Raw genomic sequence first — 13,184 nt, forward strand, 5'->3', positions numbered from 1 at the left:
GCGGATACACTAGATTAGTGTTGTTTTTTTATGCAGGATGCGGCACACCCGCTCAGACATTTGACCCGGCATCAGCAAGGGAGCGATTCCAATGCAAAAGCTTACAATTTTAGGCTCCACCGGCTCCATCGGCACCCAGACCTTGGAGGTGTGCGAGAATCTGGGCTATCAGGCAGCGGCTCTCACCGCACATTCCAATACTGCTTTGCTGGAACAGCAGGCACGGCGCTTTTTGCCTGAGGCCGTTGCTGTAAGCCGCCCGGAGCTTTATCTTGATCTAAAAAGCAGGCTGGCGGATACCTCCACCAAGGTGCTGGCCGGTCAGGAGGCAGTCTGCGAGCTGGCCGCCCAGCCGGAAACCACTCTTGTCAACGCCATTGTGGGCATTGCGGGCCTTCGCCCCACCCTTACAGCGCTGGAGGCGGGCAAAACCGTGGCACTGGCCAACAAAGAAACTCTGGTTGCCGGCGGCGGGCTGGTTTCACAGGCTATTCGGGATTTTGGCGGGCGGGTTCTCCCCATTGACAGCGAGCATTCGGCTATTTTGCAGTGCTTACAGGCCGGGGAACGAAACCAGCTTGAGGGTGTGGTGCTCACCGCTTCCGGCGGCCCTTTTTACGGCAAAACCCGTGCGGAACTGACTGCTGTAACCGTGGAGCAGGCTCTGCGCCACCCCACTTGGTCCATGGGGGCAAAAATCACCATTGACAGCGCCACCCTCATGAACAAAGGGCTGGAATTCATTGAGGCCATGTGGTTTTTTGATCTGCGCCCGGAGCAGATTGAGGTGCTGGTGCATCGGGAAAGTGTCATCCATTCGGCGGTGCTGTTTGCGGATGGCTCTCTCATTGCCCAACTGGGTGTACCGGATATGAAGCTGGCCATTCAATATGCCCTCACCTTCCCCCGGCATCTGCCTCTTGGCGGCAAGCGGCTTTCGCTGGCGGATTATGGGCGGCTCAGCTTCGGTCATGCGGATACCGAAACCTTTGTCTGCCTGAAAGCCTGTATACGGGCCGCCGGGCTGGGAGGCCTTGCCCCCTGTGTGGCAAACGGTGCTAACGAGCAGGCTGTGGCACTTTTTTTAGAAGGTAAAATTTCATTTTTAGAGATCGGCGAATTGGTGTGGGGTGCTGTTGAGGAGGTCAAAACCTTAGATGGGCAAAACCTGTCGGCTGTTGAGCAGGCAGATGCGGCTGCCCGTGAATATGTCAAACAAAAGGTGGGCCAGATATAGATGAATTTTGATTTTTGGGGTATTATCATCGCTATCGCTGTATTCAGCTTCCTCATTTTTATCCATGAGCTGGGGCATTTTCTTGCCGCCCGCTGGGCCGGAGTCCAAGTGAATGAATTTGCCTTGGGTATGGGCCCTGCTCTTTTCAAAAAGGAGCATAAAGGCACTGTCTATGCCCTGCGTGCTTTCCCCATCGGCGGCTTTTGCGCCATGGAGGGCGAGGACAGCGAGGGCGAAACGGAAAACGAAAACGCCTTCGGCAAAAAGCCGGTTTTAAAGCGTATTGTGATTATTGTGGCCGGAGCAACCATGAACCTGCTCCTTGGCTTTTTGGTTCTTACCGGCCTGACTATGCAGCAGCCGCTGATCGGAACCAACCAAATTGCCCAATTTCATGAGAACTCCACCTCAAGCCAGTGGTTACAGGTGGGGGATACAATCAACAAGATCAACTACCATCGGGTTCACACCAACAACGATGTCATTTACGAGCTGGTGCGGGATGCCGACGGCGTTATGGATATACAGGTCACCCGGAATGGGGAGAGTATCCTGCTGGAAGGGGTCACCTTCCGCATGGAAGAAGTGCAGGAAGGCATGCAGGCCATTGATATGGACTTTATCTTTCTCGGCACTCCCGAAAAGACGGTAACCGGCGTTCTTTCCCATTCTCTCAACTGGACCCAATCCCTTGCCAAGCAGATTTGGGGGTCTTTGGTGGATTTGGTGCGTGGTCGGTATAAGATCAACCAGCTTTCCGGCGTGGTGGGGGTCACCTCCGCCATCGGTGAGGCTTCTAAAGTGGGCCTGCGGCCTCTCATGGTCATGGTGGCCTTTATCACCATCAATCTGGGGGTATTCAATCTGCTCCCTCTCCCCGCTTTGGATGGCGGGCGGCTGATTTTCCTGCTTATTGAGCTGGTGGCAAGGCGGCCGGTCAACCCCAAATACGAGGGGCTGGTGCATACAGTGGGGCTGGTTCTGCTCATGTGCCTGATGATTTTTGTAACCTTTAACGATGTTCTGCGGCTGTTCTAGGGGGTATTCTCAATGACCAAGACCGTTGTTGCAGGCGGTGTAAAAATCGGCGGTGAAAGCCCGGTAACCATTCAATCCATGCTGGCTGTGCCCGCCGAGGATGTAGCTGGGAATGTGGCGCAGGCCATCCAGCTGGAGCAGGCTGGCTGCCAGATTCTGCGGGTTGCTATCCCCAATCGGGAAAGCATTCGCCTTATTCCAGCCATCAAGGAGGCTATCTCCATCCCTCTGGTGGCGGATATTCATTTTGATTACCGCCTTGCGCTGGAATCCGTTGCCGCTGGTATTGATAAAATCCGCCTGAACCCCGGCAACATCGGCGGGGAGGATCGGGTGGCACAAGTGGCCAAGGCCTGTGGGCAAAAGGGCATTCCCATCCGCATCGGGGTTAACTCCGGCTCGCTGGAAAAGGAAATTCTGGCAAGGCACGGCAGCCCCACCCCCCAGGCGCTGGTGGAAAGCGCCCTTTTTCATGCTTCCCTGCTGGAAAAGTTTGATTTTGACAGCATTGTGCTTTCCATAAAATCCAGCGATGTGCCTTCTATGATACAGGCCTACCGTTTGGCGGCAGAGCAGTGCGATTATCCACTGCATCTGGGGGTAACTGAGGCAGGAACCAAGCGAATGGGGATTCTGAAATCCGCTGTGGGTATCGGTTCCCTGCTGGTGGATGGCATCGGCAGCACCTTCCGCATTTCTCTCACCGATCACCCGGTGGAGGAAATCAAGGCCGCCAAGGATTTGCTGCTGGCTATCGGGCTGGGGCAAGGCCCCACCATTGTTTCCTGCCCAACCTGCGGGCGCACCCGGGTGGATTTGATTCCCCTCGCCCAACAGGTGGAGACAGCCTTGGAGGGCTGCACCCTTAACATTAAGGTGGCGGTTATGGGCTGTGTAGTCAATGGCCCCGGTGAAGCCCGGGGGGCAGATGTTGGCGTAGCCTGTGGTGACAAGTGCGGCCTGCTTTTCCGCAAAGGAGAAGTGGTCAAAAAGGTTCCTCAGGAGGAAATCCTTCCCGCTTTGATGGAGTTGATTGCCCAAATGGAAAAGGAGCAATAATCCACACGAAGGCTTGTCGGATTTTGATATATTTCCAATTTTATATACTTACAGTATTTATTTTGCAAGAACATTTTAGCCGGGCTTATTTTTCGTTTGGGGCCACGGGCCCCTTATTTTTTTCAAAGAAGGAGTGCAGTGAATTTGGGTACCTTTGGAACGCTCATCGCTGATTATTTGGAAAGACCCCTTTCCCCCGCTTTGGCTGATGCAGAAATCCTACATATAGCGTTGGATCGGGATAAGGCCATTTTGTCTGTTCAAATAAAGCCGGGCAGTCTGGTATCCAAAACTGAGCTAAGCCACATTGCCTCTGTTTTGGGAGATAAGCTCTCTCTCACCGGCTGTACTCTAATCCCCCGGTATGCGCCCCAGCTTTTTCAGGCCTCCTATTTTCAAGACCTCATTGATGCAGTCCGCAAAAAGGGTGTGCCGGTCAACGGCTTTTTTGACGGAGCCGCCGCCTCCTTTGCCGATGATACCCTAACCATTCAGTTGGCAGGAGCGGGAGCAGATTTTTTGGAGGGCCTCAATTGCCCCAAGCTATTGGAGCAGGCCATTAAAGAGGAATTCTCCCGGGCTGTGGCCGTAGTGTTTGTTGCAGGCCAGCAGAGTGAGGAGGAAGACTTCACCCAAGTGCGGGAGGCGGAGATCGCCCAGACCGCCCGGATGCAAATGGCCACCACCCGCAGTGAAAAAGCGGCGGCGGATGCCAAGGGCGGCGGCGAGAAAAAGGCCGCCCCAGTCAGCGTGGTCACCTTTGATGTGGACAAGCTCCCCCTTGACCCGGATTTCATGCAGATCATCAAGGGCAAGGCGATCCGCACCACGCCACTCCCCCTCAACGAGGTTACAGCCGAAAGCGGCACCGTGGCTGTGTGGGGTGAGGTTTTCTCGGTGGATAAACGGGTCACCCGGGATGGCTCCAAGGCCATCTATTCCATGAACTTCACCGATTACACCAGCTCCAACACCCTCAAAATTTTTGAGGAGGTTGCCAAGTGTGAACCACTGGACAGCCTTTCCCCCGGTGCTGTTATTGCCGCCCGTGGCGAAGCCAGCTACGATAAATACGACCGTGAGGTCAACATCCGGGTCAATGATCTGGCTTTGCTGAAAAAGCTGAACGTTACCGATATAGCCCCCGAAAAACGGGTGGAGCTCCACTGCCACAGCAACATGTCCTCCATGGATGGCCTTGCCCCGGTGGAAAAGCTCATCAACCGTGCCTACCAGTGGGGCCACAAAGCCATCGCCATCACCGATCACGGCGTGGTGCAGGCCTTCCCCGAGGCCATGAACGCAGTGGAAGCCATCCGCAAAAAGGGCGGGGACTTCAAGGTTCTGTATGGGGTGGAAAGCTATTTTGTCAACGATATGATTCCCATTGTTGCCGGGCTGGGGGATATCCCCTTTGACGGCACCTTTATTGTATTCGATATAGAAACCACCGGCCTTTCCGCCAACACCGAGCGTATGACTGAAATTGGTGCTGTCCGGGTGGTGAACCGGCAGGTTGAGGAAATTTTCTCCACCTTTGTAGACCCGGAAAAGGCCATTCCCGCCGAGATCAGCCGCCTGACCGGCATCACCGACGAAATGGTCAAGGATGCCCCCAGCGAAAAAGAAGCCATGGAAAAATTCTATGAATTCTGCGGCGGGGATAACGCCATTCTGGTGGCCCACAATGCGGGCTTTGATACCGGGTTTATCGCCAAGGCGGCCGCCCGGTGCGGCATGAGCTACGCCTTCACCTCCATCGATACGGTGCCCATCAGCCGGGCGCTCTATAAGGAGCTGAAAAACCACAAGCTAAATACCGTGGCTAAGCACCTGAAACTGCCGGATTTCAACCATCACCGGGCTTCTGACGATGCCAAGGTGCTGGCCGATATCTTCCTTTTGATGCTGGAGCAGATCAGCGGTGAAACAGGTGCCGGGCATGTTTCTCAGATTAATACGGTGCTTTCCGGCAACGACCCGAAAAAAAGCCCCAGCTTCCACCAGATTCTCATTGCCAAAAACTTGGTGGGGCTGAAAAACCTTTACCGTCTAATTTCCGCCGCCCATCTGGAATATTACCACAAGCGGCCCCGCATTCCCAAAAGCCTGCTGGTGCGCCACCGGGAGGGCCTGCTGGTGGGCAGTGCCTGCGAGGCAGGCGAGCTGTTCCGAGCGGTGGTGGAGGGCAAAAGCTGGAACGCCCTGTGCGAAATCGCCAAGTTTTATGATTTCCTTGAAATCCAGCCCATTGCCAACAACGCTTTTATGCTGCGGGATGGCAAGGTGGACAGCGAAGAAACCCTGCGGGAATACAACCGCACCATCGTTAAGCTGGGGGAACGGCTGAACATTCCCGTTGTAGCCACGGGCGATGTGCACTTTCTGGATAAAAAGGATGCTGTTGGCCGGGAAATCCTCATGACCGGCATGGGCTTTAAGGATGCGGCTCAGCAGTCCCCCCTTTATTTACATACCACACAGGAAATGCTGGATGAATTCGCCTATCTGGGTCAGGAAAAGGCCTTGGAACTGGTGGTGGAAAACCCGGGCAAGCTGGCCGAACTGGTGGAATATTTCAAGCCTATCCCGGATGGCACCTTCACCCCCACCATCGAAGGAGCGGAGGAGGATTTACAGCGCATCACATGGGATAAGGCCCGTGAGGTTTACGGTGACCCTATCCCCGAGATTGTCTCCAAGCGGCTGGATCGGGAACTGGGCTCTATTATCAAGCACGGCTTTTCGGTGCTGTATATGATCGCTCAGAAGCTGGTGCAAAAATCCGAGCAGGATGGCTATTTGGTTGGCTCCCGTGGCTCGGTTGGCTCCTCCTTTGTGGCCACCATGGCGGGCATCTCGGAGGTTAACCCGCTGGCTCCCCATTATGTTTGCCCCAACTGCCGCCACAGCGAATTCATCGAGGATGGCTCGGTGGGCTCCGGCTTTGACCTGCCCGCCAAAAACTGCCCCAAATGCGGCACCCTCTTTAAGCAGGACGGCCACGACATCCCCTTCGAAACCTTTCTGGGCTTCGATGGCGATAAGGCCCCCGATATCGACTTGAACTTTTCCGGTGAATACCAATCCCAAGCCCACAAATACACCGAGGAGCTGTTCGGCTCCTCCCATGTGTTCAAGGCCGGGACGATCTCCACCGTTGCGGATAAAACCGCCTATGGCTTTGTGAAAAAGTATCTGGATGAGCAGGGCCGCATCCTCCACCGGGCGGAGGAAAACCGTCTGGTGCTGGGCTGCACCGGCGTGAAGCGCACCACCGGCCAGCATCCCGGCGGCATGGTGGTTGTTCCGGCGGATTACGAGGTCTATGATTTCACTCCGGTTCAGCACCCGGCGGATGACCCCAACTCGGATGTGATCACCACTCACTTCGACTTCCATTCCCTTCATGATACCATTCTGAAGCTGGATATTCTGGGGCACGACGTGCCGACCCTGTATAAACGGCTGGAGGAAATAACCGGCCTGACCATCGCCGATGTTCCCATGAGCGACCCCAAGGTTTTCAGCCTGTTCACCACCCCGGAGGCGCTGGGGGTTACCGAGGAGGAAATCGACTGCAACACCGGCACCCTTGGCCTGCCGGAAATGGGAACCAGCTTTGTCCGCCAGATGCTGGGTGAAGCACGGCCCAAGAACTTCTCCGACCTTTTGCAGATTTCCGGCCTTTCCCACGGCACCGACGTTTGGCTGGGCAATGCGCAGGATTTGATCCGAAGCGGCACCTGCGATATCTCACAGGTGATCGGTACTCGTGACAGCATCATGACCACTTTGCTCTACAAGGGGCTGGAGCCGAAAATGGCCTTCCAGATCATGGAGATCACCCGTAAGGGCAAGGCGCCCAAGCTGCTGACACAGGATCACATCGACGCCATGCTGAAAAACAATGTGCCCCAGTGGTACATTGACAGCTGTATGAAAATCAAGTATATGTTCCCCAAGGCTCATGCGGCGGCCTATGTTATTGCGGCTATCCGGCTGGGCTGGTTCAAGATTTATCACCCGCTGGCTTTTTATGCCGCTGTTTATACCGTGCGGGGAGCCGATCTGGATGCACAGGCGGCTATTGGCGGCAAAAATGCCGTTGCCCTGAAAATGGATGCTCTGCGCCAGCTGGGCAACGAGCGGACAACCAAGGAAAACGACCAGCTTGCCACCTTGCAGATCATGGCGGAAACGCTGGCACGAGGCATCAAATTTTTGCCGGTGGATTTGTTTATTTCCCACGCCACCCGGTATCAGGTGGAGGATGGCAACATCCGCCTGCCCTTCTCGGCTTTGAAGGGGCTGGGGGAAAACGCCGCCAAAAGCTTGATGGAGGCCGGAAAGCAGGGGCCTTATATTTCTTGTGACGAGGTAATCACCCGGGCGGGCATCTCCAAATCGGTGATGGAAACCCTGCGGGAGGCGGGCAGCCTGGCAGGCCTGCCGGAAAGCAGCCAGATTTCACTGTTTTAGGGCAATTACATGGCACATAGATGCCCCCGGATAGCGCCCCACAGTAAAGAACTACCCTCCCAAAGTCCCGGTGGGACTTTTCGGCAAACTGAGGAATCCCGCGTTTACAGCGTGGGATTCCTTTTTTATCTCTAAGGTTTTTTAGTATAAGCGGTGACCTTCATCCTGATTTCGCCGATAAGGTAAAAAAAGGGGCCTGTTGACACTACCTAAAGCCTCATAGTTTTTGTGTCTGCTGTGCAGCAAAGGGCTTCTTGGAATGAGCGCAAAAAAGCAGGGCAAATTCTTGCCCTGCTTTTTTAGAAGAAGATTCGCCCTAACCGCATGATTATGACCCCATGATAGCAGAGCACTGAACTAGAAAGCGTTATGTCTCTCGCATGCTTAATAGCTTTAATGGCTCGCTTCTCAAGTTGCTTTGAATCCCCACCATAGCAATTGCCGCCGACAAAATAAGAATAAACGATCCGGTTACTACGCAGATTATGGGGTCGGCAGGAGAATCACCTAGTTGTATATCCAGTTTTTTATGAGCGGTATCAGCCCAGCTGCTGTATTCTGTGTTGAATCTTTCGTTTTGCGTTTGGGATGTAAAAAGCTTCATGGCCCTGCCTGACAAAAAATATCCAGCTGAACTGCCTGCTATGGAGCCAAGCAATGCTATTACAAGGATACCCGACAGCAGGGAAAGTGAACACTGTGCCCTGCTCATCCCTAAACAGCGCTCAATGGCTGTGCGTTTTTTCTGCTTGCCGATAAACATCTGACAGAAAAACAGTAAAATGATAGTTGCAATAAACGTTCCCGCAACAAACAGAGCCAACGCAACCCCCTTGATTTTATCCAGCCCCTCTTTTAGCTGTGTATACCCTCTATCGTAAAAGGTAATTTCAAGATCGTCAGCACCTTGCTTTTCCCAAGCCTCCATAAATGGCCCGATGGTTCCGTTGGGAATTTGGAAAACAGTGTTGTAATCCATCATGGGGCCATAATCCAAAATGTTGTTCTCATCACTGTTTTTCACCGATGCGGCGGGAATCACCACCCCATTCGCCGGCATATCGAAACCCGAAGAGCGCGTTACCTTATTGATCTCGTTATAAATTCCAACGATGGTGTATTCGTTCTCCTCAAAAACCTCGTAGCACTTTCCTTGCGCATTTAGGAGGTGATCCGGTATCCCCAGAAGAACGTCACCGGGAGAAAAATCCCGACCGGCCGAGTCTCGGTAATCCGCATAATACAAGGGGAGCGCCAGCTGGTCCCCCACCGAGAAGCCATTGAGACTTGCAAATTCTTGCGTAATCAGGCAAACCCGATCTCCTGTTCTATACTCCTCTTTGGTGATATCTCGCCCTTGGGTAACGTTGGAGTTGCCGTTGTAAAAGGACATCAGCAATTCAGTGCTGTCGGTAGGTATAACGGGAATGGTGTATTCAGCTCGATGCATCGATTTTGCATATTCCAGCCATCTGAGCCCCCTTGGGGTATCATAAAAGCCCTCCGTAACCTCATCCCACGGAGCAGTTATGGCAAAGCTGTCGGGAATGCGTTCCCCGTCTGGGCGGTACTGGGTGGAAGCAATGGCCCATTCCTCATAACGGGGCGAGGCACGATGCTCTCTCAAATTATAATCATAAGCACTGGGGAAAAACTCCCCTGAAAACCGTGGGAAGTCTGCATGCTCCGGCTTCCAATCCAATGCCATAATATAGGTTTTTCCGGCATACAGAGGCAAGGGATCTGGGTTGTAGTGGTCGCACAGCCAAAGGCCCTCCCAGCCATCTACCGGCCTTTCAAAATAAAGTCTCTTTTTTATGTTCATACGCACGGGGTGATCAGGCACACAATCCTCAACCGGTTCCAGCTCCAAAACCGGATAGTTTTCCCGCCACTGTGCAATAAGTGTGACAGACCAATCCTCATTATGTACTTTCCAATCAAAATTATATGCACCATAATAGGGTCTTCGCACCGGAGAATGTATATAATTGGCTCCCTCGAAATGCAGCACATCAACCGGAACTATGGAAGCATATTCTGCTTGAGATCCCCGGGTAATATACTCTTTTTTTTCCGCATCCCATGTTTCACGCTCATAAACCCTTGTTGATTTCTGCCGCACTGTGCCAATGGTAACAAAAACGTCTTCCAATCGCTTTGTGTTTTCCGAGCTGAGCAGATAAAGCCCACCGCCCAGCGAGAGCAGCGAAGCTGCCAATGCAATTAAAACCAAAAACAGTGCCGATCGCACCGGCGTGCGCAGCATCTGCCGTATACTTTTCGCGATGATTCTCATGTGCGCATCGCCCCCGGAGCCTCAACGTGATCGATCCGCAGTTGGCCGTCTCCCATCCAATAGACAGCGTCGGCATGGTTGCCAACATACTGGTTGTGTGTGATCACGATTACCAGGTATCCCCGGTGGTGAGCCAACTCTTTTAACAGCTCCACCACGTTTGCCTCGTTTGCCGAATCAAGGTTACCGGTGGGTTCGTCAGCCAACAATATTTTACCTCCCGCTGCAAGGGCTCGTGCAATCGCAACACGCTGCTGCTCACCGCCACTCATCATGACCGGAAATTGCTTGTAGGATTTCTCGCCAAGGCCTACCTCTGAAATAAGCCGCTTTGCGGTTTCCGCCGCTTCACACTTTTTTTTACCCAATAGTTCCATGGGGTACATTACGTTTTCCAACGCCGTAAGCAGAGGGAAAAGGTTAAAGGATTGATAGACTACCGAGGCCGTTTCAAGCCTATAACGATCACGATTCAGAGAAGCCATTGACCTGCCCTCCACCAATATCTCACCGGAGGTTGGCAGATCCAAACCAGCCAACAGGGATAGAAGTGTGCTTTTTCCGCTGCCGGATGGCCCCATAACAGCATACAGTTTGCCTGCACTGAAATCGCAGCTAACATGCTTGAGCGCTTCAATGGATTGATATTTGCTCTGATATATATATCCGACATCATTTACGGCTAACATATTTTATTCTCCCCTCCGTTACTCTAGGGCTGCGAGAACTGCCATCACGCTGAATCTTCCGATAATCACCAATGCCGCCGCTGTTCCCGCCATATAACAGGCAAAAAACAGAGCCACAACCGTTACCGCCAGGGCCGCACTCATTTGAGCAAAAAGGGTGGCCGCTAGTATACCAAGAGAACTGCCCACTAATTCCAATATAAAGTTTTCCAGAAAAAGCATTGCGAAACACTTTCCGCGGCTCATGCCCATAGAGCGCATAATGGCTATTTCCGGCTTTCTGCTGTTCATCAGCAGGTAAGATACCACAAAACCAACGAGGCCCACTATTACACAAACAAAAGGCGTGAATACCCGCATCAGCGTAATATTATCCATTAGGCGGCTGGCCGCCCGCACAAAGACTTCATCGTTTACTGTCAACGCATTTCCCCTGTGGGAATGTTGAGCCTGAGAGATAACGGGCATAAGCTGTAATTCTTTCATTTGCGCTTTAAAAGCATTGAGTTCTAAAGGATGGGCCACCCGGAACCGTGCCGAATCTGCAAAAAACATGATGCCAGCGTCTTTGTGCAGCCTTTGTATCCACTTAGCCGGGAAAATGATTTGGGAAGGTATGCTTCCATCGGCGGAATCTCCCACATCTCCGCGGCTGCCCACTATTTTCACCTCAAACATTCCCAGCCATTTATAGGTGAGGTCGTATCGATCGTTTGGATAGGTTGCGTAAAATAGCGTCATCCAAACACGGTCGCCAAGCTCAAGATTATTTCTTTCCATATCGCCGTTACGGATAATACACAGGGCTTCCTCACCTTCCAGAAACTCTGGACCTGCGCCATCAATAAAGGTGATATTCTCCGGCAGCAAACCGGGGCAAGCAATGAGCCCATTTGCACCGGCAGCCAAGGGAAAGGTAAGATCGCCTGTCTTCATATCCTGCATACCTTGTTCAGTTATACGCCCTAACGCCACCCCTAACGGTACAGTATAGGCAAGCTCTGTCACATGGGGAGAATCCGTTAAGGTATTGATTACATTTTCCTTAATTAATATTCCCCCGGAATTCATTGTGCCATTGAGGTTGCTGATCCGTGCGTATACCGGCATAGCATCCGGTAGGTTGGCAAGCTGGATCTGGTTGGCCTGCATACTGCCTATGTAAAGAAACAAGAATAATACAATCAGTGTGCAGACAGCCACCATAAGAAGGCTTTTCACCTTGTGCCGTCTCACATTTAATATAGCTTTTTGAAGATAAAACATAATATACCACCCAATCACATTTCAAATACTCTCTGAAAAGGTATGGCGCAGTAGATAAATCTTTTTTGCATGCGTCATTTACGAAAAAGCATTTTTAATTCTAAGATATCTTTATTGTATCATATTAAATAAATATAAACAACAAAATTTGTTAAAATTATTTATAAAAACGACATAATAGTATTGCAATCGAAGCAGTGGGGTTCCAGCCCGCTGTCTGGGCCATAGCTATCGGACTAAAACAGAAGCGAATTTACATTTGTTTCAGCCCGCTTTTTAATATATAATTAAAAAGGTTTGTTAACTTCAATATTGTTTATATAATGAGAAGCTTGCGTAAACGCAGACTTGAGGAGGTCGCCGAATGCAGTATAGAAAAAGCAATTTAAAGGATTGCAAAGCAATTTATTCTTTGATCTGTGATATGGAAAACAAGGAACTTTCTTATGACAGGTTTTGCTCAATCTATCAGGATCAAATAAGTGACCACCACTACTATTGCCTGGTCTGTGAGCACGAAGATGCAGTGGTTGGCGCTTTGAATATGCGGTTTGAATTGCAATTGCATCATACAGAGCAGATCGCAGAAATTCTCGAATTTGCAGTTGCCGCTGAATGCCGTAACAAAGGGATAGGAAACGAAATGTTCGCCCACAGCTGCCGAATTGCAAGAGATAACGGCTGTTCACAAATTGAGGTAGCCTGTAATCAGTTACGCAAAGATACGCATCGCTTTTATATTCGAGAAGATATGCATAACTTTCATTTCAAGTTCTCCAAACGACTGATTGGTGATAACATTCAGCAGAATGCGCTCGGAAGATAAATACACATTTTTGCTGTATGGCAAGCAATCTTCCATTCTATATAAGCGAAAAAAGATGGGGAGTTAATCACTGTTTATTGGCAGCTTGCATTGCAATCCCCCAAAAAGAAAATGCAGCCAGCGAGCCTTGACTTTTTTTACGCGCAGTAGTATCATGAGAGCAATTTGGAACAGAGGCTGTTCCACGGTGGGTAAGGTACATATGGATTGGCATTATATTTTCAAGGAAAAGGTTTCTTAGATGCAATGGAAACGCTTGGAGGTATAGTGTTTTTGCTATTTTTAAGG

General features: G+C 51.5%; 8 protein-coding genes. 5 read left to right on the plus strand and 3 right to left on the minus strand.

All coding sequences use genetic code 11. The annotated features are described in order from the left end of the window. The first annotated feature begins 91 nt into the window (after positions 1-91). The 4 genes from dxr (at position 92) to U6B65_07505 (ending at position 7,816) form a co-directional block, all read left to right on the plus strand. Positions 92-1,237: a 1-deoxy-D-xylulose-5-phosphate reductoisomerase gene (dxr, locus tag U6B65_07490; GenBank protein ID WRS26198.1), complete on the plus strand. Its 1,146-nt coding sequence runs from the start codon at positions 92-94 to the stop codon at positions 1,235-1,237. Then, on the plus strand, positions 1,238-2,275 hold the full coding sequence (locus U6B65_07495) for a site-2 protease family protein (GenBank protein WRS26199.1): 1,038 nt from the start codon (positions 1,238-1,240) through the stop codon (positions 2,273-2,275). A 12-nt stretch (positions 2,276-2,287) separates the two neighbouring features. Beyond that, complete coding sequence (ispG, locus tag U6B65_07500; protein ID WRS26200.1) at positions 2,288-3,334, plus strand: flavodoxin-dependent (E)-4-hydroxy-3-methylbut-2-enyl-diphosphate synthase; 1,047 nt, start codon at positions 2,288-2,290, stop codon at positions 3,332-3,334. 138 nt (positions 3,335-3,472) lie between these two features. After that, positions 3,473-7,816 (plus strand): PolC-type DNA polymerase III, encoded by a 4,344-nt coding sequence (locus tag U6B65_07505; protein WRS26201.1) that lies wholly within the window; start codon positions 3,473-3,475, stop codon positions 7,814-7,816. A gap of 367 nt (positions 7,817-8,183) precedes the next feature. On the opposite strand, the gene U6B65_07510 is transcribed toward U6B65_07505, so the two are convergent. The 3 genes from U6B65_07510 to U6B65_07520 are packed head-to-tail and all read right to left on the minus strand — an operon-like array spanning position 8,184 to position 12,025. After that, positions 8,184-10,115, minus strand: coding sequence for an ABC transporter permease (locus tag U6B65_07510; protein WRS26202.1), 1,932 nt, complete (start codon positions 10,113-10,115; stop codon positions 8,184-8,186). After that, a complete protein-coding gene (locus U6B65_07515; protein WRS26203.1) occupies positions 10,112-10,804 on the minus strand; it encodes an ABC transporter ATP-binding protein in 693 nt (230 codons plus the stop codon). Before U6B65_07515 ends, U6B65_07510 begins: the two co-directional genes overlap by 4 nt. 18 nt (positions 10,805-10,822) lie before the next feature. Continuing rightward, a complete protein-coding gene (locus U6B65_07520; GenBank protein ID WRS26204.1) occupies positions 10,823-12,025 on the minus strand; it encodes an ABC transporter permease in 1,203 nt (400 codons plus the stop codon). A 409-nt stretch (positions 12,026-12,434) separates the two neighbouring features. On the opposite strand from U6B65_07520, the gene U6B65_07525 reads away from it, so the two are divergent. Then, positions 12,435-12,896, plus strand: coding sequence for a GNAT family N-acetyltransferase (locus U6B65_07525; protein ID WRS26205.1), 462 nt, complete (start codon positions 12,435-12,437; stop codon positions 12,894-12,896). The last annotated feature ends 288 nt before the right edge of the window (positions 12,897-13,184 follow it).

Source organism: Oscillospiraceae bacterium MB08-C2-2 (assembly GCA_035621215.1).
Taxonomy (GTDB): domain Bacteria; phylum Bacillota; class Clostridia; order Oscillospirales; family Ruminococcaceae; genus WRAV01.